The following is a 26,913-nucleotide window of genomic DNA, read 5'->3' as shown; positions in this document are numbered from 1 at the left end:
GCCCCCGGTTTATGCAAAGGCTGGCTGCTCGATGTAAGGCTGGACCACCGACAGGCTATGGGCGACGGCGGCATCTTTCTCACCCACTGGCGCGACATAGTGAATGGCCGCAGCAGCAGCGTCATCGCCTGCCAGCTTGGCGATGATCCAAGTCGCCAAGTATTGCGAAGCCATGCAGCCGCCAGCGGTGGCGACATTGCCTTCGGCGAAAAACGGCTGATTCAACACCTCAACCCCCGACTCAATCACCCAGGGCTTGGTGGTCAAATCCGTACATGCCGGCAGACCGTTCAAGATGCCCAGCACCGAAAGCAGCAACGCACCAGAGCATTGCGCGCACACCAGTTGTTTGGCAGGGTCTAGATTGAGCCGTTCCAGAATCGACCGATCCTTGGCGATGTCGCGGGTGTAGATACCGCTGCCCACTAAAACCACATCGGCAGTATTGGCAAATTCCAGAGGTTGCTGCGCGGCAACCTTGACTCCGTTCATCGAGGTTACGTAATCATCCGGGCAGGTGATCTGCACATTCCAGCCCTGACCTTTCATCCGATTCAATATGCCTGCGGCAATGAACGAGTCGAGTTCGTTGAAACCTTCAAATGTCAAAATCGCGATATTCATACGTCGTTCTCCCAACCCTTTAGAGCTTCCAGAACGGTAGCGTAGCTTCGCGATGTGCCTGCGCGCGCGTCAGGCCAATATCAGCCAGTTGCTGATCATTAAGCCTGAGCAATGCCCGACGCGTACTGATACGGCGCAGTAACAGTGTCCAACGCGACACTGGCGGACCATAGGCCGCAGGCGTAGACATCCGCGGTGCGGCATCTTGCTGCAACTCTTGCTGGCCGAGGGTCAACCGCACATCGCTTAAACCATTCATCTCCTTGCTCCTGAAATTCAGTCATTTCGAGAGCAGATAATGGCGCGAACATAAAAAGCATGACAGATTCAGAAAACACATATTAAATCCATACAGATGATTTGAATTGACCGCTGAATTGTAATTTTCAGCAGAAACTGTACTGGTTTATAACCGATCACTTTCAAACATATGCTCTGCGAGATTGCCCATGACGCTCTATATCGACCTCGCCACCATGATCAGCTCCCGCATCGAGCAAGGCTTGTATCGTCCCGGCGATCGCTTGCCTTCGGTACGTGCATTGAGCGTCGAGCACGGTGTCAGCCTGAGCACGGTGCAGCAGGCGTATCGCCATCTTGAAGATCAGGGCATGGCGACACCGCGCCCGAAATCAGGTTATTTCGTGCCGCCAAGCCGTCAGAAACCTGAGCTGCCGATGGTCAATCGCGCCGCTCAGCGGCCGCTGGATGTCTCCCAGTGGGACAATGTGCTCGAACTGATCAGCATCGCGCCGGGCAGCGACATCTTGCAGCTAGGTCGCGGTATGCCCGACATCAGCAGCCCGACGCTAAAACCCCTGCTACGTTCAATCTCACGCCTAAGCCGTCGACAAAGCGTAAAAGAGCTCAGCTATGGCTGCATCAATGGTGACCCGGCGCTGCGCGAGCAGATTTCACGACTGATGCTCGACTCTGGCTGCCAGATTCCGGCCGAGGACATAGTCACAACCACCGGCTGCCATGAAGCCTTGTCCACGGCGATTTGCGCCACCTGCAAGCCCGGCGATGTAGTCGCGGTCGACTCACCCAGCTTTCACGGCGTGATGCAGGCACTCAAAGGCTTTGGCATGAAAGCCCTTGAGCTGCCGACCGACCCGCTCACCGGCATCAGCCTAGATGCCTTGGAGCTCGCACTTGAACAGTGGCCGATTAAAGCCATCCAACTGACTCCGACCTGCAACAACCCTCTTGGCTACATCATGCCGGACGCCAACAAGCGCGCACTGCTCGCGCTCGCCCAACGTTATGACGTGGCGATTATCGAAGATGATGTCTACGGCGAGCTGGCCTACAGCTACCCTCGCCCACGCACGATCAAATCCTACGACGAAGACGGTCGGGTGCTGCTGTGCAGCTCGTTCTCGAAAACCCTGGCGCCCGGCCTGCGCATCGGCTGGATCGCACCCGGACGCTACCTGCAGAAAATTCTGCATTTGAAATACATCGGCACCGGCATGGCTGCGCAGTTACCGCAGCTAGCGCTGGCGGAGTACATCGGCGCGGGCCATTACGAGCCACACCTGCGGCGCATGCGCAGCCAGTACGCCCGCAATCGCGACCTGATGACCGCTTGGGTGAGCCGTTATTTCCCTGCAGGTACCCGCGTCAGCCAGCCAGACGGTGGCTTTATGCTGTGGATCGAGCTTGATCGCCAGTTCGACAGCCAGCGCCTGAATCGCGCCCTGCTACCGCACGCCATACAGATCGCGCCCGGCAGTATTTTCTCGGCAACCGGCAAGTACCGTAATTGCCTGCGCCTGAACTACGCCACCAAGGCCACAGCCGAAATCGAGAATGCAGTGCGCAAGGTTGGCGAAACCGTTGCGCAACTGCTTGCCTCGCCCGACTGACAGCCACCTGCGTCTCAGGAAGCAACCACAACCTGCTGTGGCTCGGGGCGCCATGCCAGCACCACAAAGCCCGCGGCGCCAAGCGCCATCAGCAGCGGCAAGGCATGGCCACTGACCCACTGGCTTGCCGCGCCGGTCAGCAATGGCCCCAGCAGGCAGCCAATCCCCCACAACTGGGAAACATGGGCGTTGGCACGCACCAGCGCATCATCGCGAAAGCGCTCGCCGATCTGAATCAATGACAGAGTGAACAAACCGCCCGCACTGGCGCCGAACAGCACCAATACCGGCCAGATCAAGGGCGAATGCAATGCCAGCGGAATGCTCAAGCTGGAGCACAACAGCACCACACCGCAGCCACGGAACAAGTTGCGCCGCGACATCAGGTCTGCCAGCCAGCCAATGGGGAGTTGCAAGACAGCATCGCCGACCACCACAACGCTGACCATAAAGAGCGCAACGTCCTGACTGAAACCCTGACGCAACCCATAGATGGGCAAGAGCGTCAGCATCATCGACTCGAAAGCGGCGAACAAGGCTACCGCCCAAGCAATCGCTGGCATCTTGCTACAAAACGCCAACAGCCCTTTTGACGAAGCACTGTGACCATCAACCTTGGGCGCGCCACTGCGACCCAGTAAAATCAGTGAGCCGCCCATCAGCAGGCCAGTGCCGGTCCAGAATGCACGATCACTTTCGGTGCCAAGGGCATGCAAGAGCAATGGCCCGGACAGCTGACTCAAGGCGTAACCGGTGCCATAGAGCGCCACCAAGCGGCCACGCCACTTTTCCACAGCCAACTGGTTGATCCAGCTCTCGCCCAGAATAAACACCATGGTCAGGGCGACGCCCAGCAGTAAACGCAGCAATAGCCACACAGTGTAATTTTGCACCAGGGCCAGCATCGCCACAGACAGCGCGCCGACCAGCAAGCAGGTCTGCATTAACACCGTGGTTCCGAGCCGCCCTGCGAGGCGGCCGGCCAACGAAGCGCCAAGCAGTACACCAACAGCCGGCGTGGCGGCCATCACACCAATGGCGAACGAGCCATAGCCCCAGCTCTCAAGGCGCAGCGACACCAACGGCATGGTCACACCCAGCGCCAAGCCGATGCTGATCACTGCCATGGACACGGCGAAATAAGTACCCCAACGCATTACCTGGCTCCTTTTGTAGTTATTGCCCTGCACCGCGAAAAGCAAAACGGCCAGGCTCCCAGGGGAAATAACTCCCCGGAAAACCCGGCCGCAGGTTTGGCTCATGTGAGCCGGCCTCTTAACTAGAGACGGACCTTAGCGATCTTCTGAAAAAGGCCGCGAGCGCAGCAGTTTTTTTTCAGAGGCCCTTTAGGCAAAGCGCGAACGCCTTGCTTCAGCTTACAACTTAATCCAAGTAGCTTTGAGTTCGGTGTACTTGTCGAACGCGTGCAGCGACTTGTCGCGACCGTTACCCGACTGCTTGAAGCCACCGAATGGCGCAGTCATGTCACCGCCGTCGTACTGGTTGACCCAGACGCTACCTGCACGCAAGGCCTTGGCAGTCATGTGCGCCTTCGACAGGTTGCTGGTCCACACGGCAGCGGCCAAACCGTAGATGGTGTCGTTGGCGATCGCAATCGCTTCTTCGGCATCATCAAAGGCAATCACCGACAGTACCGGGCCGAAAATTTCTTCCTGGGCGATGGTCATTGCATTGCTCACGCCGTCGAAGATGGTCGGCTCAACATAAGTGCCGCCCGACTCCTCCATCACCCGCTTACCACCAGCAACCAGCTTGGCGCCGTCTTTGTGGCCTGCATCGATGTAGCGCAATACGTTATTCATCTGCTGGGTATCAACCAACGCGCCGACATTGGTTTCAGGATCAAGCGGATTGCCTGCCTTCCAGCCTTTGATCGCCTCGACCACAAGGGGCAAGAACTTGTCTTTGATCGAGCGCTCGACCAGCAAGCGCGAACCTGCAGTACAGACTTCGCCCTGGTTGAAGGCGATAGCGCCAGCGGCAGATTCAGCAGCCGCCTGCAAATCAGGCGCATCGGCGAAAACAATGTTCGGGCTCTTGCCACCGGCTTCCAGCCAAACACGCTTCATGTTCGACTCGCCTGCGTAGATCATGAGCTGCTTGGCGATTTTGGTAGAGCCGGTAAATACCAGCGTGTCTACATCCATATGCAAGGCCAGGGCCTTGCCCACCGTGTGACCAAAACCAGGCAGCACGTTGAACACGCCCGCTGGAATGCCAGCCTCGATAGCCAACTTGGCAACACGAATGCCGGTCAGCGGTGATTTTTCAGAAGGCTTGAGGATGATTGAGTTACCGGTCGCCAGCGCCGGACCAAGCTTCCAGCAACTCATCAGCAACGGGAAGTTCCACGGCACGATAGCCGCCACCACACCGATTGGCTCGCGAGTGACCAGACCCAGCTCATCGTGCGCGGTCGCCGCAACTTCATCGTAAATCTTGTCGATGGCTTCACCATTCCAGCGAATGGCATTGGCCGCAGCCGACATGTCGATGTTCAGTGAGTCACTGATCGGCTTGCCCATATCCAAGGTTTCCAGCAGAGCCAGCTCTTCAGCGTGCTCCTCGATCAGCTCAGCAAAGCGAATCATGATCTTCTTGCGCTGGGCCGGCGCCATGCGCGACCACACACCCGAATTAAAGGTGGCACGTGCATCACGCACAGCGCGCTCGGCATCGGCAAGATCACAGCTGGCAACATTGCCCAGCAAGCGACCATCTACCGGGCTGATGCATTCAAAGGTTTCACCAGACTCAGACGAGCAGTACTCACCATGTACAAACGCACGAGTCTCAATCTTCAACGTCTTGGCGCGCTGTTCCCAGTCGGCGCGAGTCAGGCTAGTCATGCAAGCTTCCTCTATCGGTAAAGAGTGCCGCACATTTGGCGTGCGCACTGTCAATAATTCTGTAAGGCCATTCCTGCCCGCAACACTAAACCAGAGGGCTCTACATTTTCAATATATTTGACAAATAAGCCGCAAACAGCCTTGTCATGTTCGTTTTATTAAACATAGACTCAGCCAGCGCCATATGTCTGACCCGCACAACAAGCCAATACGCAGAGATGCCACAGATGAAAATTGAGCAGATTGTCGACTTCGCCCAAACCAACAGCCCTCTGGAAAACTATCGTCCAGCTGCAGAGAAAATTCTCAAGGGTGACCCAGATCAAAGTGTGCGTAATCACTACGCCAGCCCATGCGGCCAGTTCAATACGGGTATCTGGGAGGGCGCCGTCGGCCAGTGGACGGTGAACTACAGCGAGCACGAATATTGCGAAATCCTGCAAGGGGTTTCAGTCCTGCGTGACAAGGACGGCAATGCAAAGACGCTGCGCGTTGGTGACCGCTTTGTGATCCCGGCGGGCTTTTCCGGCACCTGGGAAGTGCTCGAACCCTGCCGCAAGGTCTATGTGATCTTCGAGCAGGCCAGCGAATAAGCCCGGCGCAACGAAGCCAACATAAAAAATCCCGCCATGCGCGGGATTTTTTATTGCCTGGTATTTACCGGGCAGGCTCCTGATGATTCGTCGAGGTGAAACTCAGGGCAAGAAAAAGCCCGCCATGGTGGCGGGCTTTCTCGTCAAGCTTGTGCAACAAGAATGCTTGATCAATTACTTGATCTTGCCTTCCTTGTAGATCACGTGCTTGCGCACAACCGGATCGAATTTTTTAATTTCGATTTTGTCCGGAGTAGTGCGTTTGTTCTTGTCGGTGGTGTAGAAGTGGCCAGTACCGGCGCTCGACACCAAACGGATCAATTCACGCATGATTTAGCTCCTTAAACCTTTTCGCCACGAGCACGAAGCTCGGACAACACAACATCAATGCCACGCTTGTCGATGCAACGCATGCCTTTGGCAGATACGCGCAGACGTACGAAGCGATTCTCAGACTCAACCCAGAAGCGGTGATGCTGCAGGTTTGGCAGGAAACGACGACGGGTTTTGTTGTGTGCGTGGGAAACGTTGTTCCCGGTTACCGGACCCTTACCGGTAACTTGACAGACTCTTGACATGCCTCAGCCCTCTAAAACCACATGCCCAACCCGGCATGGGTTGGCCGCTTAAATTCAGTGTCATTGGCGCAAAAGCGCCGCGTTTCTCGAGGGTCTTACCGGCCACACCTTAAAGCGCAACAACCGGGCCCCTAGAAAAGAGCGCTGCTTTATACCAGAAAGGCTATCGCACAACAAGGATTAACACACTTTCCACCACAACGCTGAACCCCGCATTCTATCGCATCGGGCTAGCGCTGCGGGGCTTAATCACTAATTACCGCTCGTCGCCCCGCTGGATTGTCTTAGTGCGCCATTATGAACTAGGGTAGGTCATTGCTACGCGCCGATGGATGCGCGGCACGCCACCGTCAAGGAATATGCCCATGCGCCGTAAAACCTTATCGCTTTTTCTATTACCGCTGCTAAGCCCGGTGCTGGCACAGGCTTCGACCCTGAGCGTCTGCACCGAAGCCAGCCCCGATGGTTTTGACGTGGTGCAATACAACTCGCTGACCACCACCAATGCCTCAGCCGATGTATTGATGAACCGCCTGGTCGACTTTGATGCCAGCAGCGGCAAAGTCGTCCCCAGCCTCGCGCAGAGCTGGGCGGTCAGCGACGACGGCCTGAGCTATACATTCAAACTGCGGCCCGATGTCAGCTTTCATACCACAGACTACTTCAAGCCAAGCCGGACCATGGACGCTGACGACGTAGTGTTCAGCTTCGAGCGCATGCTCAACCCCAAGCATCCGTGGCATGCCTTCGCCCAGAGCGGTTATCCACATGCTCAATCCATGCAGCTGCCGAGCCTGATCAAGCATATTGATGCGCCGGACGCTAACACCGTGCGCTTCACCTTGACTCATCCAGATGCGACCTTCCTGGCCACATTAAGCATGGGCTTTGCTTCTATTTATTCCGCTGAATATGCCGACCAATTGCTCAAAGCAGGCAAACAAAACAACCTCAACAGCCAGCCAATCGGTACCGGCCCCTTTATTTTCAAGCGTTTCCAAAAAGACGCCGTGATCCGCTACAACGCCAACCCGGACTACTTCGCGGGCAAGCCTGCGGTCGACAAAATGGTCTTCGCCATCACGCCTGACGCCAACGTACGCCTGCAGAAGCTGCGCAATAACGAGTGCCAGATCACCCTGTCGCCAAAACCGGTGGATATCAGCGTAGCCGCCAAGGATCCGGCGCTGAAAGTGGTCAAGACCAACGCCTTTATGACCGCCTTTGTTGGCATCAACACCCAGCATCCACCGCTGGACAAGCCCGAAGTACGCCAAGCCATAAACCTGGCATTCGATAAAGCCACCTATCTCAAGGCGGTATTTGAAGACAGCGCCGAGGCCGCCAACGGCGTCTACCCACCAAACACTTGGAGCTACGCCAAAGACTTGCCTGGCTATGCCTACGACCCGGAACAAGCCAAAGCCAAGCTCAAGGAAGCCGGCCTTGCTGAGGGTTTCAAAACCACTATCTGGACTCGCCCAAGCGGCAGTCTGCTTAACCCCAATCCGAAATTAGGCGCACAGCTGCTCCAGGCTGATCTGGCCAAGATTGGCATCACTGCCGAAATTAGAGTGATTGAGTGGGGCGAGTTGATCCGTCGCGCCAAAGCGGGCGAGCATGATTTGCTGTTTATGGGCTGGGCGGGCGATAACGGCGACCCGGATAACTTCCTCACGCCACAATTTTCCTGCGCCTCGGTCGAGTCCGGGCTGAACTTTGCGCGCTACTGCGATCCGCAACTGGACAAACTGATCAGCCAAGGCAAGCTGGTTAGCGACCAAGCAGCGCGTAGTGATATCTACAAAAAAGCCCAGGCCATTATCCAGCAGCAGGCCTTGTGGGTGCCGCTGGCGCACCCAACCGCCACCGCCCTGACGCGCAGCACGGTCAATGGCTACAGCGTAAGCCCCTTTGGTCGTCAGGACTTCTCCAAGGTCAGTATCGGCAAATAAACGCACCCAGCGAGAAGCCGGTTGCGGCCTCTCGCTGGCCTGGCTAGATCCAGCCGAGCTCCGCCATCGACAGCGGCTCGCCTTCGCCGACGATAAAATGATCCAGCACACGCACCTCAACCAACTCCAAAGCCGACTTCAAGCGTTGAGTCAGTATTTTATCGGCCTGGCTTGGCTCAGCGATGCCGGAGGGGTGGTTGTGCGCCAGAATCAGCGCCGCCGCGTTATGCGCCAAGGCGCGCTTGACCACTTGCCGAGGATAGACACTGGCACTGTCGATCGACCCACTAAACAGCGACTCGTAAGTCAACACCCGGTGCTTGGCATCCAGGAATAAACAGCCAAACACCTCGTGCGGCTCATGACGCAACACGGCTTTTAAGTAATCACGCACGGCTTGCGGGCTTTGCAGCGCGTCGTCGCGCTGGATTTGTTCAGCCAGATGTCGGCGCCCCATTTCCAACACCGCCTGCAGTTGCGCGAACTTTGCCGGGCCCAACCCAAGGCTTTGGCAAAATGTCGGAAGATCCGCCTGCAACAAGTTGCGCAAAGTGCCGAACTGCGACAATAAATGGCGTGCCAGATCCACCGCACTGCGCCCGGCAACCCCTGTTCGCAGAAATATTGCCAGCAACTCAGCGTCGGTCAGGGACGCAGCGCCCTGCGCCAACAGCTTTTCTCGCGGGCGTTCTGCCGCGGGCCAGTCGCGAATGCTCATACAAAACCTCCATGTCATGGGTGAACCCCGTACACGCCAGCCCAATAGAGCCAGTCTCTACCAAGGCCGCTGTTCCGTTGCAGCCTCTGTGCTATCGTAGCCTTCCTTTTTTCGCGGTGATCGGCCTGGGGAGGCGTCATTACCGCGACGTACATTCACCTTGAGCAAGGCAGGCCTATGCAGCGTCTTTATCGGAAACGCATCATTCTCGGCGTGGGTGGCGGCATTGCAGCCTATAAAAGCGCAGAACTGGTACGCCGACTGAAAGATCAAGGCGCCGACGTACGTGTCGTCATGACCCACGGCGGCCGTGAATTCATTACCCCGCTGACCTTGCAGGCATTGTCCGGCAATCCCGTACACCAAGAGCTGCTCGACCCTGCGGCCGAGGCTGCAATGGGGCACATCGAACTCGCGCGCTGGGCCGACCTGGTGCTGATTGCCCCGGCCACCGCCGACCTGATGGCGCGCCTTGCCCAAGGAGTTGCCAACGACCTGCTGACGACGCTTGTGCTGGCCACCGACGCCCCAGTCGCCCTGGCCCCAGCAATGAACCAAGCCATGTGGCGCGACCCGGCGACCCAGGCCAATACGCAGATTCTCAGCCAGCGCGGCCTGCATATATTCGGCCCTGCCTCCGGCAGCCAGGCCTGTGGCGACGTTGGCCTGGGACGCATGCTGGAAGCTGACGACCTTGCGCAGCTGGCGGCTGACTGCTTCGAGCGCAAAAGCCTTAGCGGCGTCCATGTATTGATTACTGCTGGCCCGACCCAGGAAAACATAGACCCGGTGCGCTATATCACCAACCATAGCTCGGGAAAGATGGGTTTTGCACTGGCCGAAGCAGCCGCCGAGGCCGGAGCCAAAGTCACCCTGATCAGCGGCCCGGTACACTTGCCGACGCCAGAGCGTGTCACCCGCATCGATGTAGTCAGCGCCCGCGACATGCTTGCAGCCTGCGAAGCAGCTATGCCCTGCGACTTATTGATTGCCGCCGCCGCAGTCGCTGACTACCGCCCGGAAGTGGTCGCCCAGCACAAACTCAAGAAAGACCCAACCAGCGGCGAAGGCATGCTCTTGCAGATGGTGCGCAACCCGGACATCCTGGCCACACTGGCCACCCGCGACGACCGGCCATTCAGCGTCGGCTTCGCCGCAGAAACCGAGAATCTGCTGGAATACGCGTCACGCAAGCTCAAAGATAAAAATCTCGACCTTATTGTCGCCAACGATGTGGCCAACCCCAGCATCGGTTTCAATAGTGAAGAGAACGCAATCACCATCATTGATCGCCAATTGCAACAAAGCAGCTTCGCCCAGACCAGCAAGGGTAAAATTGCCCGCCAATTGGTCGACTTCATTGCTGAACGCATGAACCGCGCCTGAACTTTATTGATGGATACCAGAATCTGATATGCACGCCTTACAAGCTAAGATCCTTGACCCACGCCTGGGCAACGAATTCCCATTGCCACAGTACGCCACGCCAGGCTCCGCCGGCCTCGACCTGCGCGCGATGCTCAAGCAAGAGCTGACCCTTGAACCCGGCCAAACCGTGCTGATCCCGACTGGACTGTCGATCTACATTGGCGATCCTGGCCTTGCGGCAATGATTTTGCCGCGCTCGGGACTTGGTCACAAACACGGCATTGTCCTCGGCAATCTCGTCGGCCTGATCGACTCGGACTACCAGGGCGAGTTGATGGTTTCATGCTGGAACCGTGGCCAGAGCGCTTTTACCATCACCGTTGGCGAGCGCATTGCACAATTGGTTCTGGTCCCGGTTGTGCAAGCCCATTTCGAAATGGTTGAAGCCTTTGATGAAAGCCAGCGCGGCGCTGGTGGCTTCGGTCACTCAGGAACCAACTAAGCTGCATAACTGCAGCTTTTTTGCACTACCTTGAACGCACCAGCGTAGTTCTGTAACGCTGCAAGACGCTAATACTAAGAAAAATGGGTCAGGGAGATGTTCGATGAAGTTGTTCAAACGCGCCGCCAAGGACGAATTGTCCAACGAGATGATCAAACAGGCGGCGGCCAAGGCATCGAGCAATAAGCAAAATGCATTAGAAGCGCTCAAGCCCGGCTTGCTGGCTGCAATCATCGGCCTGGTTCTCGCCGGCTGCGTGTTGTGGTTCGGCATGCTCGGTAGCGCCCAGCAACAGCAGCATCAAGCCCTGAGCAGCGCCTGGGGCGAGAGCCAGGCGACAGCGTTGCAGCAAGCCTTGAAACAACTCGCCGCCGACACCCAGGCAGCGGCGCAGAATCCACAGTTGATCGAAGCCCTGCAAAGCGCTGACATCTCCCAGATAAGAGCAGCAGAGCGCTCGCTGAAATACTGGAACGGCGTGGTCGATGCGCAGCTCAACCTGCGCGGCCAGGCCGTGCAGGACATGGGTCGCACGGCGCCGATGAATTTTGCCGCACTGGATTTGCTACGCCGGGTAGAGAACGGGCAAACACCTGCGGTCGAGGCCTACAAGGTTGGCCAGCAGTGGTTGGTCTACAGCGTTGCGCCATTGCGCCTGAGCAAAGACCAACCACTGCAAGGCACGCTGCTGTTGGCGTTTGACCTCAACCGCTTGCTGGCCAGCTTGCCGCCGCTTCCGGCGCAGGTCGGTGCGATCGAACTCAGCCAGCAATTTGGCACCGCAGCCGCGCAAATCCTGACCCAACGCGGCTCGGCCCAAGGCAAGCCGCAACAGCTCAACAGCGGCAACCCAAATTGGAAACTTAGCTTCACCCCTGGCCCGGCACTGAATGGCTCTGCATTCTCACCATTGCTACTGGCGCTGGCAGGGCTCTTAGCCTTGCTGGGGGCGGCGCTTGGCTTTTACCTGGTGCATCGCAGCTTTAACAACCACCTTGAGGGCGACATCGACCAGCTGGAGCAATTGGTCAAAGAACTCTCTGCAGGGAAAAGCGTCAAAGCCTTTAGCCTGAGCCTGCCTGCACTGAATAACCTGGCAAAAACATTGGCCAGAATGCCACGCCGAGCGGACAGCACCGCCCCTGGAAAAGCGCCAGTGGCGGCTCCCGGCAAGCCTGAAACGGCGGCATCCATTGCAGCAGAGAAACCGGTAGTTTTTGCAGACCCACTATTTCAAGATACCGATATTCTCGATATCGACATTCTCGATGAAGACCAGGATCTCCTGGGATTGGAGCAGTCATCTGTTATGAGTAATTCGCAAGTCGCACCTAAACTTCCTGCTGATATCTTCCGCGCCTACGACATCCGTGGTGTTGTTGGTCGCACCCTTACCGCTGAAACTGCGTATTGGGTAGGTCGAGCAGTCGGCTCAGAAAGCCTGGCCAAGGGTGAGCCCGATGTCGCAGTTGGCCGCGATGGTCGCTTGTCCGGCCCAGAGCTGGTAGAGCAGCTGATTCAAGGTTTGGTCGACAGCGGCTGTACCGTCAGTGACGTCGGCATGGTGCCAACGCCAGTGGTGTATTACGCCGCCAATATCCTCAGCGGAAAATCCGCAGTGATGCTCACCGGCAGCCACAACCCGCCTGACTACAACGGTTTCAAGATTGTGATCGCCGGCGACACACTGGCCAACGAGCAGATTCTGGCACTGAAAACCCGCATCGACACCAACAACCTCAGCAGCGGTATCGGCAGCGTCCAGCAGGTTGATGTGCTGGATCGTTACTTCAAGCAGATTCGCGACGACATCGCCCTGGCCAAGCCACTGAAAGTAGTGGTTGACTGTGGTAACGGCGCTGCCGGGGTAATCGCCCCGCAACTGATCGAAGCCTTGGGCTGCACAGTGATTCCGTTGTTCTGCGATGTCGACGGCACCTTCCCTAACCACCACCCAGACCCGGGCAAGCCCGAGAACCTGGTCGACCTGATCGCCAAGGTCAAGTCCGAGAAAGCTGACCTGGGCCTGGCCTTTGATGGTGATGGCGACCGCGTTGGTGTTGTCACCAATACCGGCACCATGGTTTACCCTGATCGACTGCTGATGCTGTTCGCCAAGGACGTTGTCTCGCGCAACCCGGGTGCCGATATCATCTTCGACGTTAAGTGCACACGTCGCTTGACCCCTCTGATCAGCGGCTACGGCGGCCGCCCAGTGATGTGGAAAACCGGTCACTCGCTGATCAAGAAGAAAATGAAGGAAACCGGCGCCCTGCTGGCGGGTGAAATGAGCGGCCATATCTTCTTCAAGGAGCGCTGGTTCGGGTTTGACGACGGCATCTACAGCGCGGCACGCCTGCTGGAAATTCTCAGTCAGGACAAACGTGATGCCGAACATGTGTTTTCTGCGTTCCCGAGCGACGTCTCAACACCGGAAATCAACATCCAGGTCACCGAAGAGAGCAAGTTCCAGATCATTGATCGCCTGCAACGCGAAGGTGCTTGGGGCGATGCCAATATCACGACCCTCGATGGTGTCCGCGTCGATTATCCAAAAGGCTGGGGCCTGGTGCGTGCATCCAACACTACACCGGTTCTGGTGCTGCGCTTCGAAGCCGAAACAGAAGCCGAGCTGGAACGCATCAAAGTGATTTTCCGTGAGCAAATGACGGCACTCGCACCCGACATCAAATTACCGTTTTAACGCTATGGAGTCCCGCATGACCTTTGAGCGTGATGCCGCTACCCAAGTGGCTAAAGTACTTTCTGAAGCACTGCCGTACATTCGCCGCTTTGTCGGCAAGACCCTGGTCGTCAAATATGGCGGCAACGCCATGGAAAGCGACGAGTTGAAAACCAACTTCGCCCGCGACATCGTGCTCATGAAGGCCGTGGGTATCAATCCGGTGGTGGTGCATGGCGGCGGCCCACAGATTGGCGACCTGCTCAAACGCCTGTCGATTGAAAGCCACTTCGTCGATGGCATGCGGGTAACCGACGCTCAGACCATGGACGTGGTTGAAATGGTGCTCGGCGGCCAGGTCAACAAGGACATCGTCAACCTGATCAACCGCCACGGCGGCAGCGCAATTGGCCTGACTGGCAAGGACGCTGAGCTGATCCGCGCGAAAAAGCTCACCGTTGAGCGTAAAACGCCGGAAATGACCAAGCCCGAAATCATTGATATCGGCCATGTTGGCGAAGTCACCGGGATCAACACTGACCTGCTGAACATGCTGGTCAAAGGCGACTTTATCCCGGTGATCGCCCCGATCGGCGTGGGCGCTGATGGCGAGTCGTACAATATCAATGCCGATCTGGTCGCGGGCAAAGTTGCCGAAGCACTCAAAGCTGAAAAGCTGATGCTGCTGACCAACATCGCCGGTTTGATGAACAAGCAAGGCGAGGTACTCACCGGCCTGACCACAGAGCAGGTTGATGAACTGATTGCCGATGGCACTATCTATGGCGGCATGCTGCCTAAGATCCGCTGCGCCCTCGAAGCGGTGCAAGGCGGCGTGACCAGCGCGCACATCATTGATGGCCGGGTACCCAATGCGGTGCTGCTGGAAATCTTCACCGACAGCGGCGTCGGCACCCAGATCTGCAACCGCAAGCGCCACTGATGACAGGCCGGCAGATCAGCACCGACAGTGCTGATCTGCCGCGCAACTGACATTTAATGGCGATAACCGACGTTTATTGCCAGTTAGGCTGAGCTGTATTGCACGCCATCGCCCAACCGATGGCGTGTTCAAGCAAACCGATATTGCAGCCACAAATCGCGGATGAAAGCCTCACCCACCCCGCCCCGCGTTTTTCAGCGCGACATGATCTCTGCAAAGCGTGCGCGGTCAGCATTGAATGTGGCTTCCGACTCCTTGCGCACCGCTTCGTAACGCTTGATATCGTCAATCAACCGCTTCTGCTCAACCTTTTGGTTGTTGATCTGCACCAGCAAGCTCTCTGGGACATCACGTCCGCTACGCTCGAAATCTGCGGCCTGCGCTTGATAGTTAGCCTGTTGCGTACGCACCGATTGCAGATTGCTGCGCGCCACGCTAATGACCCCATCAAGCTCAGCCAGCTTGCGATCACGCGCCCGATCAATATCTTCAGGCGAACTGTACAAGCGCTTGAGCTGGGCATCAGAGCTGGCCCGGGCCTTTTCCTTGAGCAGGCGTTGGCGCTCTTCAAGTGTTGGTGCCGGCGCAATCACCTGCACCACCCGGCCCTGATCATTGAGAATGTCATACCCTTTGCTGATGAACTCCGGCGGCACGCCCTGGCGGCTAATCACGATGCCGCCTTTGCTGTCGGTGTAGCGATACAGCAAGTCGCCTGCATTGGCCGTAACCGAAAGCAGTATGCATAGAGATAGCGAACAGCAACGCAAAACCGGTTTCAGCACAATAAGTCCTTAGCTCTGGGTATTGAAGGTATTAAATTCCGTACTGAGCACGATAGGCTTCTACCGCAGGCAGGTGCTGTTTAAGTTCAGCATCTTCTGCCAGATACTCAAGTACCTGTTCGAGCGAGACGATACTTACAACCGGTATCGCAAAGTCGCGTTCAACTTCTTGAATAGCCGAAAGCTCGCCTTGGCCACGCTCTTGGCGATTCAATGCAATCAATACGCCAGCACAGCCTGCATCCTGCGATTTAATGATTTGCATGACTTCACGAATCGCCGTCCCTGCGGTAATCACATCGTCGATAATCAATGCCTTGCCAGCCAATGGCGCCCCAACCAAGGTGCCACCTTCACCGTGATCCTTGGCTTCCTTGCGGTTGAAACACCAAGGCGTATCACGCTGATGATGCTCTGCCAGCGCGACGGCAGTGGTGGCTGCCAGTGGAATTCCCTTGTAGGCGGGGCCAAACAACACGTCAAAATCGATTCCGCTCTCAACCACAGCTGCGGCATAAAAGCGCCCCAGTTGCGCCAGTGCCAAACCACTGTCAAACAAGCCCGCATTGAAGAAATATGGGCTGGTACGCCCTGATTTGAGGGTGAAGGAACCAAAGCGCAAGACTCCACGCTCGATGGCAAAACGAATGAAATCACGCTGATAGGCTTGCATCAATTGTCCCAAAGTACACAGATGAGGCTAGTAATTTAGCTAAAAATGGCGACCTCGGGTATCATACACCCACGTGTTTTTGGGGGCCATTTATGCGGATCATCAGTGTGAACGTGAATGGTATTCATGCTGCAGTCGAGCGCGGTTTGCTCAGTTGGCTGCAAGCACAGAATGCCGACGTGATTTGCCTGCAGGACACCCGAGCCTCCGCCTTTGAGCTGGACGACCAAGCCTTCCAACTGGATGGCTATTTCCTCTATGCATGTGATGCAGAAGTACCAGACCAAGGTGGTGTGGCACTGTATTCACGATTACAACCCAAGGCGGTGATTAGCGGTTTAGGCTTTGAAGCAGCCGATCGTTATGGGCGCTACCTGCAAGCGGATTTCGACAAGGTAAGTATCGCCACCTTGCTGTTGCCATCGGGGCTCAGCGGGGACGAGAGCTTGAACCAGAAGTTCAAGTTCATGGACGAATTTACCAGTTACTTGGACAAGCAGCGCCGCAAGCGTCGTGAGTACATTTATTGTGGCTCGCTGTATGTGGCGCACCAGAAGCTCGACGCCAAAAACTGGCGCGACTGCCAACAGTCGCCCGGGTTTATGGCGCCTGAGCGAGCGTGGATGGACGAAATCACCAACACCATGGGCTATGTTGATGCCCTGCGTGAAGTGAGCCGTGAAGGCGAGCAGTTCAGTTGGTGGCCAGATAGCGAGCAAGCTGAAATGCTCAACCTGGGTTATCGTTTCGACTATCAACTGCTCACCTCGGGCATGCGTCGCACCGTGCGCAGCGCGCGCCTGCCACGCCAGCCACGCTTCTCGCAACACGCACCACTGATGGTTGATTACGACTGGATTCTCAGCGTGTAAAACCAGCAGCTACAAAAAAACCGGCTCAATGCCGGTTTTTTTGTAGCTCAGTTCTGCCTATTTGACGATGCGCCAACAGAACGGATAGCGGTATGACTGGCCTTCGTTGGCCTTAATACCGGCGATTATCGCCAGCACGACAGCAACGATGGTCACGAGCGTGGTCAACACAAAACCAATCACCACCAACATCAACAGCACGCTGATCATAAAGGCGATGGTAATGCTGATCTGAAAATTCAGCGCCTCTTTACCCTGCTCATCAACAAAAGGATCGAGATCCTTCTTGATCTGCCAGACCACCAAGGGGCCAACCAGATTACCGAACGGGAAAATGAAGCCAAGAAAGGCCGCGAAGTGACAAAACATCGCCCACTGACGCGCTTCCTGACTTGGTGTCGGAACTGGCACTTGTTCTTCCATCACTGCCTCCCAGCTAAATTAGTCAGCCAACGCCGCTTGCTGGATAGCAAACAACTCGTCCATGCCTTTTTGCGCCAGGGCGAGCATGGCATTGAGTTGCTCCGGCTGGAAAGGTGCGCCTTCAGCGGTGCCCTGCACCTCAATAAAGCCACCAGCGTTGGTCATCACCACGTTCAGGTCTGTCTCGGCAGCGGAGTCTTCCGGATAATCGAGATCAAGCACCGGCTCACCCTGATACATGCCTACCGACACCGCAGCAATCATCTGCTTGAGTGGATCGCCATTTTTCAGGCCGCCACGTTTCTTGATCATTTTGAGCGCATCAATCAGGGCAACCATGGAGCCGGTAATCGATGCAGTACGGGTACCGCCATCCGCCTGGATCACGTCGCAATCGACGTACAGGGTGAACTCACCGATCTTGGACATATCCAGGGCAGCGCGCAATGAGCGGCCAATCAGACGCTGAATTTCCAGCGTACGACCACCTTGCTTGCCGCGACTGGCTTCACGCTGGTTACGATCACCGGTGGCACGCGGCAACATGCCGTACTCGGCGGTCAACCAGCCCTGGCCCTGGCCTTTAAGAAAGCGCGGTACGCCAGACTCGACGCTGACCGTACAAATCACTTTGGTATCACCGAACTCAACCAGCACCGAACCCTCCGCATGCTTGGTGTAGTTACGGGTGATACGGACTTCACGGAGTTGATCAGCGGCGCGGCCACTTGGACGTTTCATCAAGGAATTCCTGCTCTGAATTGAAATCTGGGCGTCATTATAGGGCGCCATAGGCTACGACGACATGACCAATTGGGCCGGGCCGACGCACTGCGCTACAATCACCGGCCTTACACAGGCCTGTTTTACCCCGATTTATTCCAGAGGTTCGCGCATGATCCACAGCATGACTGCCTTCGCCCGCACCGAACAGGTGACGGCCCACGGAACCCTTAGCTGGGAACTGCGCTCGGTTAACCACCGTTATCTTGAACCCCACCTGCGGCTGCCAGAAGCATTTCGCGACCTTGAGGGCGCTGTGCGTGAAGCCCTGCGCCAGGGGCTTTCGCGTGGCAAGCTCGAATGCACATTGCGCTTTACCGAAGAAAGCGCCGGCAAACCCCTGCAAGTCGATCGCGAGCGCGCTTCACAACTGGTAGCAGCCGCCGAAATTGTCGCGGGCCTGATCAAACAGCCCGCGCCGCTCAACCCGCTCGAGGTCCTTGGCTGGCCCGGCGTTCTGGTCGCCGACTCGGCAGATCCTCAAGCACTCAACAAGGCCGCGCTCAGCAGCTTCAAACAGGCCCTTGATGAGCTCAAGCAAGGCCGCGCCCGCGAAGGCATTGAACTGGCAAAGCTGCTCAATGACCGGCTGGACGGCATCACTGAGGAAGTCAACGCACTGCGCGAGCTGGTTCCCCAGATGCTCAGCACCCAGCGCCAGAAGATTCTCGAGCGCTGCAAGGAGATGCAAGCCGAACTGGACCCGCAACGCCTGGAACAGGAAATGGTCTTGCTTGCACAAAAAAGTGATGTAGCCGAAGAGCTCGACCGGCTAAGCACTCACGTTACAGAAGTTCGCCGGGTACTGAAAACGCCGGGAGCCGCTGGCCGCCGCCTTGATTTCTTGATGCAGGAACTCAATCGCGAAGCCAACACCCTGGGCTCCAAGGCGTTTGATGCGCGCAGCACCCAGGCGGCCGTCAATCTCAAGGTCCTGATCGAGCAAATGCGCGAGCAAGTGCAGAATATCGAGTGATGTTTTCAACCATCCAGCAATGCCATACAGGTCCAGATATTAGCAATGCAGATGCGCCCTTATTTGTGAGAAAGCCTGAACCATATTCGACAAGATAGAGTTTAAAAATCATTAATTTCACGGCATTAATTGACGTGAAATTATAATTTTTCAAACCAAAAGAAGCCAATCGGTTTGATAAATGTCGAAATCACGTCAATAGTTGACGTACATTTCACCTTTTTAAAACCAGATTGAGACCAGCCATGTTGAATACTGAAGCCAGACAGCGGCTACAGAAGGTGCTGCCTTTGGATATGGTAGCCACCAAGTCATGGCTGGAGGCACAAGGGCTTAACCTGCACTTTCTAGACAATGCGGTGCGAAACCGGACGTTGATCCCGCTAGTAGCCGGTGTTTATGCAAGACAGGAAGCAAGGCTATCCTGGAAAGGTATTGTTGCCTCTTTGCAGCGCATGTCCGAGGTACCTGTCCATATCGGAGGTTTAACCGCATTAGAGCTAGAAGGTCTTGGCCATTACCTGTCCAAAGGAAGCAAGCCAAGAGTTCAGCTCTATTGCGATATAGCGCTTCCTCGGTGGCTCAGCAGAATTGAAATCCCAGCGCAGTTTGAGTGGCACGGCACACGCCGCCTGTGGCCAGAGACACTGATGCAAGACGATAAGTATCTCCGGCAAGACAGCTGGCAGGCATCATGCGATCCACTGCACTACTCCTGCCCAGAAAAAGCCATTCTAGAGCTCTTGGTAGGGGTGCCAAACAGCATCAGTTTTGAACATGCTGACCAGCTTATGCAGGGATTGCACAACCTCTCGCCACGCAAGCTGGACACCTTGCTGAAAGCATGTTGCAGCATCAAAGCGAAACGGCTCTTTCTCTGGCTGGCAGAAAAACACCAACCCGCCTGGTTCAAGCACCTAAGACCAGATCAATATGCCCTGGGAAACGGTAAGCGACTGCTCGCAAAAGGGGGCAAGCTTGAGCCAACCTGGCAAATCACCGTGCCAAAAGAGATGTAAATGGCATGGACAGACAAAGCCATTACTATCGACAAGTCCAGCTACTGCTGCAGCTTATTCCTTTCGTTGCCCAGCACGACTGCTTCGCCCTCAAGGGTGGAACAGCTATCAATCTGTTTATTCGTAACTTTCCCCGGCTTTCGGTGGATATCGATCTAGTTTTCCTGCCCATGATTGAGCGGCATGAGGCCCTGCAGACCATAAGGGATAACCTGAACTCACTAGCTCTCAGCATCATGACAAGTATCGACAATACGAGGGTTACCTACTCGTTCAAGGATAAAGCGGATGCTCTGCGTCTATTGGTAGAGCGGGATGGCGTTCAAATCAAAATAGAACTCTCTCCTGTGCTGCGCGGTACGGTCTTCAAGCCTGAAGTAGTAGCGGTCAGTGAAGCCGTTGAAGATGAGTTTGGTTTCGCCGAGATGGCAGTCGTGAGTTTCGCGGATTTGTATGCTGGCAAAATATGCGCCGCGCTGGATCGCCAACACCCGCGAGACCTTTTCGACGTCAAGCAACTACTCGACACCGAAGGACTCACAGCTGATCTTCGCAAAGCTCTGCTGGTATACATCATCAGCCATCCTCGACCTATTGCCGAACTGCTCAGGCCAAACCTCAAAGACATTACCGGTGTCTACGCAGGGGAATTTCGCAATATGGCCGATCAAGACATCCCCCAGGCTGACCTTGAAGCAACACGGGAACAACTGATAAGCCTCATCAACACCTCACTGACACCCCAGGAACGGGCATTTTTACTGTCATTCAAAAATCGTACACCTGACTGGACTCTTCTTGGACTTCCCAATATTGACCAGCTACCAGCCGTCCGCTGGAAACTGCAAAACCTGGCCAGCATGACGCCAGAAAAACATGCCGCGGCTTACCTGAGGCTTAAAGAAACCCTGGCGATGTAATAATTCCCAGCTCACAAGCGCCGCAGAGTTGGTCTTGACCAATCAACCTGCGCTCCATGCCGTGGCCGGCAACTGAGGAAAATCACGATTGCCCGATGCAGCCGCCGACAACATCCTTATAATGTGTCGCCATACGCTGCTACGCTTGGCAAACCGCTTTTTCAGGATGCAATCATGAGCCTTACCACCGGCACCCTCTACATCATTTCCGCCCCATCCGGCGCCGGCAAGACCAGCTTGGTCAAGGCGCTGATCGACAGCGAGGCGATGATTCGTGTCTCGGTCTCGCACACCACCCGCGCCATGCGCCCAGGCGAAACGGACGGGGTTAATTACCACTTCGTCGACCGTGCGCAGTTCCAGGCCATGCTCGATAAGGGCGAATTCCTTGAACACGCTGAAGTCTTTGGCAATCTCTACGGCACTTCGCAAACCTGGGTCGAGCAAACTCTGGCTGAAGGTTACGACCTGATTCTTGAAATCGACTGGCAAGGCGCCCAGCAAGTACGCCGCCTGATGCCTGATTCGCGCTCGATCTTCATTTTGCCGCCGACCCAGGAAGCCTTGCGCCATCGCCTGACCAACCGCGGCCAGGACAGCGGCGAAATCATCGAACAACGCATGCGTGAAGCTGTCAGCGAAATGAGCCACTATGTCGAATACGACTTTCTGATCATCAATGATGACTTTGCCCATGCACTGAGCGACCTGAAAGCGATTTTCCGCGCCAATCAGCTGCAGCAGAACTCACAACAGCAGCGTCACGCCGGCCTGCTCAGCGAGCTGTTGGGGTAAGCCGTACGGCGCTCTGGCAAAACTAAAGCTTCCCTTAATGCTGGTGATTTTTTAGACTATTGAGTCCGCTCGCCCATTTGGGCCCAGCTTTACTTGCATTTGTTACGAGGAACACCATGGCCCGCGTTACCGTTGAAGATTGCCTGGACAACGTTGATAACCGCTTTGAGCTGGTCATGCTGGCCACCAAGCGTTCACGTCAACTCGCCACTGGCGGCAAAGAGCCAAAACTGGCTTGGGAAAACGACAAGCCAACCGTAGTTGCGCTGCGTGAAATTGCTGCTGGTCTGGTTGATTACGACGTTATCGCCCAAGACGAGATCGTCGAAGAAGAGCCGCTGTTTGCAGCCTTCGAGGACGAGGCTAACGAGTCTCAGTAAGCCTATGCCGGGTCGACGTCGCAAGGCGCAGGGTCACAACACTCAGCAGGAGAATTTCTTATGCCGAGTCTAGACGCCCTCGCCGATCGACTTTCGACCTACCTCGGCCACGACCAGGTCAATCTGGTCCGCCGCGCGTACTACTACGCTGAACAAGCCCACGACGGCCAACGCCGCCGCAGTGGCGAAGCCTACGTCACGCACCCGCTGGCGGTAGCTTCCATCCTTGCCGAAATGCACATGGACCATCAAAGCCTGATGGCCGCAATGCTGCATGACGTAATCGAAGACACCGGTATCGCCAAGGAAGCCCTGCAAGCGCAGTTTGGCGAGTCCGTGGCGGAACTGGTCGACGGGGTCAGTAAGCTGACCCAGATGAACTTCGAGACCAAGGCTGAAGCCCAAGCTGAAAACTTCCAGAAGATGGCCATGGCCATGGCCCGCGATATTCGCGTGATCCTGGTCAAGCTCGCTGATCGCCTGCACAACATGCGCACGCTTGAGGTGCTGTCTGGCGAAAAGCGCCGGCGCATTGCCAAGGAAACCCTGGAAATCTACGCGCCCATCGCCAATCGACTCGGCATGCACAGCATGCGTGTGGAGTTTGAGGACCTTGGCTTTAAAGCCATGCACCCGATGCGCTCCGAGCTGATTCGCGCCTCGGTCAGACGCGCGCGCGGCAACCGCAAAGAGATCGTCAACAAGATCGAAGAGTCACTGGTGCACTGCCTGGAGCGCGAAGGCCTCGAAGGCAATGTATTGGGCCGCGAGAAGCACCTTTACGGTATCTACCAGAAGATGCGCGGCAAGCGCCGGGCCTTCAACGAGATCATGGACGTTTACGCCTTCCGTATCGTGGTGGATAAGGTCGACACCTGCTACCGCGTGCTCGGCGCCGTGCATAACCTTTATAAGCCATTGCCTGGGCGCTTCAAGGATTACATCGCGATCCCCAAGGCCAACGGCTACCAGTCGCTGCATACCACCTTGTTCGGCATGCACGGGGTGCCCATCGAAATCCAGATTCGCACCCACGAAATGGAAGAGATGGCCAACAACGGTATCGCCGCCCACTGGCTGTATAAATCCAACGACGACGAACAACCCAAAGGCACTCACGCACGCGCCCGCCAGTGGGTCAAAGGCGTGCTGGAAATGCAGCAACGTGCGGGTAACTCGCTGGAATTCATCGAGAGTGTGAAGATCGACCTGTTCCCGGACGAGGTCTATGTCTTCACCCCTAAAGGCCGCATCATGGAGCTGCCGAAAGGCTCCACCGCGGTCGACTTCGCCTATGCGGTGCACACCGACGTTGGTAACACCTGCATTGCCTGTCGCATAAACCGTCGCTTGGCGCCATTGTCCCAAGCGCTTGAAAGCGGCTCGACGGTCGAGATTGTCAGCGCTCCAGGTGCCCGCCCGAATCCGGCATGGCTCAATTTCGTGGTGACAGGAAAGGCCCGCACCCATATTCGCCACGCGCTCAAGCAGCAGCGCCGTTCCGAGTCGATAAGCCTCGGTGAGCGACTGCTCAACAAAGTGCTCGCCAGCTTCGAGTACAACCTTGAGAAAATCCCGGCTGAACGCATCCAGCATGCACTCAATGAGTACAAGCTAGAAGTGATCGAGGATCTGCTCGAAGACATCGGCCTGGGCAATCGCATGGCCTACGTGGTCGCTCGCCGCCTGCTCGCCAGTGACGGCGAAGAACTGCCCAATACCGAGAGCCCGCTGGCGATCCGTGGCACCGAAGGCTTGGTGCTCAGTTATGCCAAGTGCTGCACACCGATTCCGGGCGACCCGATTGTCGGTCACTTGTCGGCGGGCAAAGGCATGGTTGTTCACCTGGAAACCTGCCGCAATATCGGCGACGTGCGCAATAACCCAGAAAAATGCATTCAGCTGTCGTGGGCGAAAGATGTCACCGGCGAATTCAATGTTGAACTGCGGGTCGAACTTGAACACCAGCGTGGCTTGATTGCCTTGCTGGCCAGCAGCGTTAACGGCGCTGACGGCAATATCGAAAAAATCAGCATGGACGAGCGCGACGGTCGCATCAGCGTGGTACAACTGGTGGTCAGCGTGCATGACCGCGTGCACCTGGCCCGCGTGATCAAGAAGCTGCGTGCCCTCAAAGGGGTCATGCGCATCACCCGCGTCAAGGCATAGGCACAGCCCGCCAATAGCCGGCTATGAGCAGACGCCCGTCTGCTTTCCATCAATCAGGAGCATTCCATGAGCAAAAGCGTAATCACCAGCGACAAAGCACCAGCAGCCATTGGCACTTACTCGCAAGCGATCAAAGCGGGCAACACCCTGTACATGTCCGGCCAGATTCCGCTCGACCCAAAAACCATGGAGTTGGTTGAAGGCTTTGAAGCGCAGACCGTCCAGGTGTTCGAGAACCTCAAATGCGTTGCTGAAGCTGCAGGCGGTACCTTCAAGGATATCGTCAAGCTCAATATCTTCCTCACCGACCTGTCGCACTTCGCCACTGTGAACGAAGTCATGGGCCGTTACTTCGAGCCGCCATACCCGGCGCGCGCGGCAATTGGCGTTGCGGCCCTGCCAAAAGGCGCGCAGGTTGAGATGGACGCGATCCTGGTTATCGAATAAGCCGCCGGCAAGTCCAGACACTGCTCATGGCCAGCGATTAAACTGGCCATGAGTTGATAGCCTCCCTTCCCTCGTTCATCAGCCCAACGCCTGCAAAATCGCCGCATAGCCCTGTTGATAACTGGCGTATTTTGGCGTCCAGCCCAAGGCTTTAGCCCGCGCATTACTGCAGCGCTTACTGCCCGCACGACGCACCCTCGATTCTTCGGCCCAGTGACTGACGCCCAGTTGCTCACGCAACCAGGCAACCACTTCATGCAGTGGCGCCGGTGCATCATCAACGCCGATGTAGCAATCCTGTAGCGGCACACCTTTGGCGTCTGCTTGCAGCAAAAACGCCAACAGGCCGGCCGCATCATCGACATGAATGCGATTGCCATAGAGCGGCGGCTCGCTCGTTACCCGGTAGCCCTGACGCACTTGGTTGAGCAGCCACTCACGGCCTGGGCCATAAATCCCGGTCAAGCGCACCAGGGTGGTGGCAATAGTCGAATCCAGCGCCAGTTGCTCGGCTTCAACCATGACCTTGCCGGAGAACCCTGTCGCCTCGGTAGCCGAGGTCTCATCGACCCAGCTGCCATCTTGCTGGCCATAAACACCGCTACTCGATACGAAGAGCAGTCGCCTGGGTGTTTGCTGGCATTGCTTCAACCATGCCAACACATGACGCATACCATCAATATAGGCGGTGCGATAACCGGCCTCATCGTGCACAGTGGCTGCTGCGCAATAAACCAGATAATCAATCGAGCCTTGCGGCCAGTCCGCCGGACACTGGGCGACACTCAAATCGCCCGCCACCGGCCTGATCGGCTCTGGCAGGGCCTGGGCCGAGCGGCGCAAGCCATAGGCTGTCCAACCCTGGTCAGCCAACTGTAAACCCAAACGGGTGCCTACATCTCCGCACCCCGCGATCAACACGCTTGGTAACGCCATCACATCATTCTCCAGATTTTATTCGCGTCACAGTTTAGCGCTGTTGGTTCCAGGCATTGCAAAGGCTATGCTAAGGCGCAACTTAATGGATAAACACTATGACCCTGACCGAACTGCGCTACATAGTCACCCTTGCCCATGAACAGCATTTCGGCCGTGCGGCTGAGCGTTGCCATGTCAGCCAGCCAACACTGTCTGTCGGCGTGAAGAAGCTTGAAGATGAGCTCGGTGTGTTGATCTTCGAGCGCAGTAAAAGTGCAGTTCGCCTCACCCCCGTCGGTGAAGGTATCGTCACTCAAGCGCAAAAGGTGCTTGAACAGGCTCAAGGTATCCGTGAACTGGCCCAGGCAGGTAAAAACCAGCTGGCAGCGCCCTTGAAAATTGGCGCTATCTATACCGTTGGCCCGTACCTGTTCCCGCACCTGATTCCGCAACTGCACCGCGTCGCCCCGCAAATGCCGTTGTATATCGAGGAAAACTTCACCCACGTGCTTCGCGACAAGCTGCGCACCGGTGAGCTCGATGCAGTAATCATCGCCCTGCCTTTTCAGGAAGCCGACGTACTGACCCTGCCGCTCTACGATGAGCCCTTCTACGCGCTGCTGCCCGCCGGCCATCCATGGACCGAGCTTAAAAGCATCGACAGCAAGTTGCTCAACGACAAAAGCCTGCTCCTGCTTGGCGAAGGGCATTGCTTTCGCGATCAAGTACTGGAAGCCTGCCCGGCGCTGCGCAAGGGCGGTGACAACAATGCCAAGCACACCACGGTCGAGTCCAGCTCGCTGGAAACCATCCGGCACATGGTCGCCTCCGGCCTTGGGGTATCGATTCTGCCGCTCTCGGCGGTCAACAGTCATCATTACTCACCAGGGGTGATTGAAGTACGGCCGCTGTCGGCGCCCGCGCCATTTCGCACCGTTGCGATTGCCTGGCGTGCCAGCTTTCCACGGCCCAAGGCGATTGAGATCCTGGCTGACTCCATACGTCTGTGTTCGGTGGTCAAGCCGCAGGCGTCAAACGAGTAAGGATT

28 protein-coding genes are annotated in these 26,913 nt (G+C 56.5%); 16 read left to right on the top strand and 12 right to left on the bottom strand.

Features of this window, described 5'->3' with window-relative positions; translation table 11 throughout:
• Positions 1 to 9: 9 nt before the first annotated feature.
• Positions 10 to 624 carry a DJ-1/PfpI family protein gene (locus tag AACY26_RS10630; RefSeq protein WP_339513778.1) on the bottom strand — a complete coding sequence of 205 codons (615 nt, stop codon included), beginning with the start codon at positions 622 to 624 and terminating at the stop codon, positions 10 to 12.
• 19 nt (positions 625 to 643) lie between these two features.
• Positions 644 to 883, bottom strand: a complete 240-nt coding sequence (locus AACY26_RS10625; protein ID WP_339513776.1) for a DUF1127 domain-containing protein — start codon at positions 881 to 883, stop codon at positions 644 to 646.
• 190 nt (positions 884 to 1,073) lie between these two features.
• Between AACY26_RS10625 and AACY26_RS10620 the strand changes: the two genes are divergently transcribed.
• Positions 1,074 to 2,495, top strand: coding sequence for an aminotransferase-like domain-containing protein (locus AACY26_RS10620; protein WP_339513774.1), 1,422 nt, complete (start codon positions 1,074 to 1,076; stop codon positions 2,493 to 2,495).
• A gap of 14 nt (positions 2,496 to 2,509) precedes the next feature.
• Here the strand turns inward: AACY26_RS10620 and AACY26_RS10615 are convergent, their stop codons facing one another.
• Both AACY26_RS10615 and AACY26_RS10610 read right to left on the bottom strand, forming a co-directional pair.
• The gene (locus tag AACY26_RS10615) at positions 2,510 to 3,652 is read right to left on the bottom strand and encodes an MFS transporter (protein WP_339513772.1); all 1,143 of its coding nucleotides are present in this window, start codon (positions 3,650 to 3,652) and stop codon (positions 2,510 to 2,512) included.
• A 219-nt stretch (positions 3,653 to 3,871) separates the two neighbouring features.
• Complete coding sequence (locus AACY26_RS10610; protein WP_339513770.1) at positions 3,872 to 5,365, bottom strand: aldehyde dehydrogenase; 1,494 nt, start codon at positions 5,363 to 5,365, stop codon at positions 3,872 to 3,874.
• A gap of 227 nt (positions 5,366 to 5,592) precedes the next feature.
• On the opposite strand from AACY26_RS10610, the gene AACY26_RS10605 reads away from it, so the two are divergent.
• Positions 5,593 to 5,958 (top strand): cupin domain-containing protein, encoded by a 366-nt coding sequence (locus AACY26_RS10605; protein WP_339513768.1) that lies wholly within the window; start codon positions 5,593 to 5,595, stop codon positions 5,956 to 5,958.
• Between the two features lie 174 nt (positions 5,959 to 6,132).
• Here the strand turns inward: AACY26_RS10605 and rpmG are convergent, their stop codons facing one another.
• Together rpmG and rpmB are read right to left on the bottom strand one after the other, a co-directional pair.
• Entirely contained in the window at positions 6,133 to 6,288 is a 156-nt protein-coding gene (gene rpmG / locus AACY26_RS10600; RefSeq protein WP_002551515.1) for a 50S ribosomal protein L33, read from the bottom strand.
• An 11-nt stretch (positions 6,289 to 6,299) separates the two neighbouring features.
• Positions 6,300 to 6,536 (bottom strand): 50S ribosomal protein L28, encoded by a 237-nt coding sequence (gene rpmB / locus AACY26_RS10595; protein ID WP_010489195.1) that lies wholly within the window; start codon positions 6,534 to 6,536, stop codon positions 6,300 to 6,302.
• 365 nt (positions 6,537 to 6,901) lie between these two features.
• On the opposite strand from rpmB, the gene AACY26_RS10590 reads away from it, so the two are divergent.
• Positions 6,902 to 8,491 (top strand): ABC transporter substrate-binding protein, encoded by a 1,590-nt coding sequence (locus tag AACY26_RS10590; RefSeq protein ID WP_339513766.1) that lies wholly within the window; start codon positions 6,902 to 6,904, stop codon positions 8,489 to 8,491.
• Positions 8,492 to 8,534: 43 nt separating this feature from the next.
• Here the strand turns inward: AACY26_RS10590 and radC are convergent, their stop codons facing one another.
• Complete coding sequence (radC, locus tag AACY26_RS10585; protein ID WP_339513764.1) at positions 8,535 to 9,209, bottom strand: RadC family protein; 675 nt, start codon at positions 9,207 to 9,209, stop codon at positions 8,535 to 8,537.
• A gap of 177 nt (positions 9,210 to 9,386) precedes the next feature.
• On the opposite strand from radC, the gene coaBC reads away from it, so the two are divergent.
• The 4 genes from coaBC (at position 9,387) to argB (ending at position 14,705) form a co-directional block, all read left to right on the top strand.
• Positions 9,387 to 10,595 carry a bifunctional phosphopantothenoylcysteine decarboxylase/phosphopantothenate--cysteine ligase CoaBC gene (gene coaBC / locus AACY26_RS10580; RefSeq protein ID WP_339513762.1) on the top strand — a complete coding sequence of 403 codons (1,209 nt, stop codon included), beginning with the start codon at positions 9,387 to 9,389 and terminating at the stop codon, positions 10,593 to 10,595.
• 28 nt (positions 10,596 to 10,623) lie between these two features.
• Entirely contained in the window at positions 10,624 to 11,079 is a 456-nt protein-coding gene (gene dut / locus AACY26_RS10575) for a dUTP diphosphatase (protein WP_339513760.1), read from the top strand.
• Between the two features lie 1,309 nt (positions 11,080 to 12,388).
• The gene (algC, locus tag AACY26_RS10570) at positions 12,389 to 13,783 is read left to right on the top strand and encodes a phosphomannomutase/phosphoglucomutase (protein WP_339514105.1); all 1,395 of its coding nucleotides are present in this window, start codon (positions 12,389 to 12,391) and stop codon (positions 13,781 to 13,783) included.
• A gap of 16 nt (positions 13,784 to 13,799) precedes the next feature.
• The gene (gene argB / locus AACY26_RS10565; RefSeq protein WP_339513758.1) at positions 13,800 to 14,705 is read left to right on the top strand and encodes an acetylglutamate kinase; all 906 of its coding nucleotides are present in this window, start codon (positions 13,800 to 13,802) and stop codon (positions 14,703 to 14,705) included.
• A 194-nt stretch (positions 14,706 to 14,899) separates the two neighbouring features.
• Here the strand turns inward: argB and AACY26_RS10560 are convergent, their stop codons facing one another.
• The gene (locus AACY26_RS10560; RefSeq protein ID WP_339513756.1) at positions 14,900 to 15,490 is read right to left on the bottom strand and encodes a DUF4124 domain-containing protein; all 591 of its coding nucleotides are present in this window, start codon (positions 15,488 to 15,490) and stop codon (positions 14,900 to 14,902) included.
• A 31-nt stretch (positions 15,491 to 15,521) separates the two neighbouring features.
• Positions 15,522 to 16,163, bottom strand: a complete 642-nt coding sequence (pyrE, locus tag AACY26_RS10555) for an orotate phosphoribosyltransferase (RefSeq protein ID WP_339513754.1) — start codon at positions 16,161 to 16,163, stop codon at positions 15,522 to 15,524.
• 92 nt (positions 16,164 to 16,255) lie between these two features.
• On the opposite strand from pyrE, the gene AACY26_RS10550 reads away from it, so the two are divergent.
• The gene (locus AACY26_RS10550; protein WP_010489186.1) at positions 16,256 to 17,035 is read left to right on the top strand and encodes an exodeoxyribonuclease III; all 780 of its coding nucleotides are present in this window, start codon (positions 16,256 to 16,258) and stop codon (positions 17,033 to 17,035) included.
• A 57-nt stretch (positions 17,036 to 17,092) separates the two neighbouring features.
• Here the strand turns inward: AACY26_RS10550 and AACY26_RS10545 are convergent, their stop codons facing one another.
• Together AACY26_RS10545 and rph are read right to left on the bottom strand one after the other, a co-directional pair.
• A complete protein-coding gene (locus tag AACY26_RS10545; protein ID WP_339513752.1) occupies positions 17,093 to 17,458 on the bottom strand; it encodes a DUF4870 domain-containing protein in 366 nt (121 codons plus the stop codon).
• An 18-nt stretch (positions 17,459 to 17,476) separates the two neighbouring features.
• On the bottom strand, positions 17,477 to 18,199 hold the full coding sequence (gene rph, locus AACY26_RS10540; RefSeq protein ID WP_339513750.1) for a ribonuclease PH: 723 nt from the start codon (positions 18,197 to 18,199) through the stop codon (positions 17,477 to 17,479).
• 154 nt (positions 18,200 to 18,353) lie between these two features.
• Between rph and AACY26_RS10535 the strand changes: the two genes are divergently transcribed.
• From AACY26_RS10535 to AACY26_RS10505, 7 genes are all read left to right on the top strand, one after another.
• Positions 18,354 to 19,217 (top strand): YicC/YloC family endoribonuclease, encoded by an 864-nt coding sequence (locus AACY26_RS10535; protein WP_339513748.1) that lies wholly within the window; start codon positions 18,354 to 18,356, stop codon positions 19,215 to 19,217.
• 245 nt (positions 19,218 to 19,462) lie between these two features.
• Positions 19,463 to 20,236, top strand: coding sequence for a type IV toxin-antitoxin system AbiEi family antitoxin domain-containing protein (locus AACY26_RS10530; protein ID WP_339513746.1), 774 nt, complete (start codon positions 19,463 to 19,465; stop codon positions 20,234 to 20,236).
• 5 nt (positions 20,237 to 20,241) lie between these two features.
• Entirely contained in the window at positions 20,242 to 21,156 is a 915-nt protein-coding gene (locus AACY26_RS10525; RefSeq protein WP_339513744.1) for a nucleotidyl transferase AbiEii/AbiGii toxin family protein, read from the top strand.
• 174 nt (positions 21,157 to 21,330) lie between these two features.
• A complete protein-coding gene (gene gmk, locus AACY26_RS10520; RefSeq protein WP_339513742.1) occupies positions 21,331 to 21,951 on the top strand; it encodes a guanylate kinase in 621 nt (206 codons plus the stop codon).
• Between the two features lie 116 nt (positions 21,952 to 22,067).
• Entirely contained in the window at positions 22,068 to 22,331 is a 264-nt protein-coding gene (rpoZ, locus tag AACY26_RS10515) for a DNA-directed RNA polymerase subunit omega (RefSeq protein ID WP_010489179.1), read from the top strand.
• A gap of 60 nt (positions 22,332 to 22,391) precedes the next feature.
• Positions 22,392 to 24,500 carry a bifunctional GTP diphosphokinase/guanosine-3',5'-bis pyrophosphate 3'-pyrophosphohydrolase gene (spoT, locus tag AACY26_RS10510; protein WP_339513739.1) on the top strand — a complete coding sequence of 703 codons (2,109 nt, stop codon included), beginning with the start codon at positions 22,392 to 22,394 and terminating at the stop codon, positions 24,498 to 24,500.
• Positions 24,501 to 24,566: 66 nt separating this feature from the next.
• Positions 24,567 to 24,947, top strand: a complete 381-nt coding sequence (locus AACY26_RS10505; RefSeq protein WP_010489176.1) for a RidA family protein — start codon at positions 24,567 to 24,569, stop codon at positions 24,945 to 24,947.
• 78 nt (positions 24,948 to 25,025) lie between these two features.
• Here AACY26_RS10505 and AACY26_RS10500 read toward each other — a convergent pair whose 3' ends face one another.
• The gene (locus tag AACY26_RS10500; protein ID WP_339514103.1) at positions 25,026 to 25,883 is read right to left on the bottom strand and encodes an SDR family oxidoreductase; all 858 of its coding nucleotides are present in this window, start codon (positions 25,881 to 25,883) and stop codon (positions 25,026 to 25,028) included.
• Between the two features lie 98 nt (positions 25,884 to 25,981).
• Between AACY26_RS10500 and AACY26_RS10495 the strand changes: the two genes are divergently transcribed.
• Positions 25,982 to 26,908, top strand: coding sequence for a hydrogen peroxide-inducible genes activator (locus AACY26_RS10495; protein ID WP_089360203.1), 927 nt, complete (start codon positions 25,982 to 25,984; stop codon positions 26,906 to 26,908).
• The last annotated feature ends 5 nt before the right edge of the window (positions 26,909 to 26,913 follow it).

Origin of the sequence: Pseudomonas sp. RL_15y_Pfl2_60 (assembly GCF_963970595.1) — a bacterium.
Classification (GTDB): Bacteria; Pseudomonadota; Gammaproteobacteria; order Pseudomonadales; family Pseudomonadaceae; genus Aquipseudomonas.
This window is presented reverse-complemented; position numbering and strand designations above follow the sequence as displayed.

Coding starts and splice junctions, on each gene's coding strand:
- AACY26_RS10630 (WP_339513778.1), bottom strand. CDS start 624: ATGAATATCGCGATTTTGACATTTGAAGGTTTCAACGAACTCGACTCG.
- AACY26_RS10625 (WP_339513776.1), bottom strand. CDS start 883: ATGAATGGTTTAAGCGATGTGCGGTTGACCCTCGGCCAGCAAGAGTTG.
- AACY26_RS10620 (WP_339513774.1), top strand. CDS start 1,074: ATGACGCTCTATATCGACCTCGCCACCATGATCAGCTCCCGCATCGAG.
- AACY26_RS10615 (WP_339513772.1), bottom strand. CDS start 3,652: ATGCGTTGGGGTACTTATTTCGCCGTGTCCATGGCAGTGATCAGCATC.
- AACY26_RS10610 (WP_339513770.1), bottom strand. CDS start 5,365: ATGACTAGCCTGACTCGCGCCGACTGGGAACAGCGCGCCAAGACGTTG.
- AACY26_RS10605 (WP_339513768.1), top strand. CDS start 5,593: ATGAAAATTGAGCAGATTGTCGACTTCGCCCAAACCAACAGCCCTCTG.
- rpmG (WP_002551515.1), bottom strand. CDS start 6,288: ATGCGTGAATTGATCCGTTTGGTGTCGAGCGCCGGTACTGGCCACTTC.
- rpmB (WP_010489195.1), bottom strand. CDS start 6,536: ATGTCAAGAGTCTGTCAAGTTACCGGTAAGGGTCCGGTAACCGGGAAC.
- AACY26_RS10590 (WP_339513766.1), top strand. CDS start 6,902: ATGCGCCGTAAAACCTTATCGCTTTTTCTATTACCGCTGCTAAGCCCG.
- radC (WP_339513764.1), bottom strand. CDS start 9,209: ATGAGCATTCGCGACTGGCCCGCGGCAGAACGCCCGCGAGAAAAGCTG.
- coaBC (WP_339513762.1), top strand. CDS start 9,387: ATGCAGCGTCTTTATCGGAAACGCATCATTCTCGGCGTGGGTGGCGGC.
- dut (WP_339513760.1), top strand. CDS start 10,624: ATGCACGCCTTACAAGCTAAGATCCTTGACCCACGCCTGGGCAACGAA.
- algC (WP_339514105.1), top strand. CDS start 12,389: ATGAGTAATTCGCAAGTCGCACCTAAACTTCCTGCTGATATCTTCCGC.
- argB (WP_339513758.1), top strand. CDS start 13,800: ATGACCTTTGAGCGTGATGCCGCTACCCAAGTGGCTAAAGTACTTTCT.
- pyrE (WP_339513754.1), bottom strand. CDS start 16,163: ATGCAAGCCTATCAGCGTGATTTCATTCGTTTTGCCATCGAGCGTGGA.
- AACY26_RS10550 (WP_010489186.1), top strand. CDS start 16,256: ATGCGGATCATCAGTGTGAACGTGAATGGTATTCATGCTGCAGTCGAG.
- AACY26_RS10545 (WP_339513752.1), bottom strand. CDS start 17,458: ATGGAAGAACAAGTGCCAGTTCCGACACCAAGTCAGGAAGCGCGTCAG.
- rph (WP_339513750.1), bottom strand. CDS start 18,199: ATGAAACGTCCAAGTGGCCGCGCCGCTGATCAACTCCGTGAAGTCCGT.
- AACY26_RS10535 (WP_339513748.1), top strand. CDS start 18,354: ATGATCCACAGCATGACTGCCTTCGCCCGCACCGAACAGGTGACGGCC.
- AACY26_RS10530 (WP_339513746.1), top strand. CDS start 19,463: ATGTTGAATACTGAAGCCAGACAGCGGCTACAGAAGGTGCTGCCTTTG.
- AACY26_RS10525 (WP_339513744.1), top strand. CDS start 20,242: ATGGACAGACAAAGCCATTACTATCGACAAGTCCAGCTACTGCTGCAG.
- gmk (WP_339513742.1), top strand. CDS start 21,331: ATGAGCCTTACCACCGGCACCCTCTACATCATTTCCGCCCCATCCGGC.
- rpoZ (WP_010489179.1), top strand. CDS start 22,068: ATGGCCCGCGTTACCGTTGAAGATTGCCTGGACAACGTTGATAACCGC.
- spoT (WP_339513739.1), top strand. CDS start 22,392: ATGCCGAGTCTAGACGCCCTCGCCGATCGACTTTCGACCTACCTCGGC.
- AACY26_RS10505 (WP_010489176.1), top strand. CDS start 24,567: ATGAGCAAAAGCGTAATCACCAGCGACAAAGCACCAGCAGCCATTGGC.
- AACY26_RS10500 (WP_339514103.1), bottom strand. CDS start 25,883: ATGGCGTTACCAAGCGTGTTGATCGCGGGGTGCGGAGATGTAGGCACC.
- AACY26_RS10495 (WP_089360203.1), top strand. CDS start 25,982: ATGACCCTGACCGAACTGCGCTACATAGTCACCCTTGCCCATGAACAG.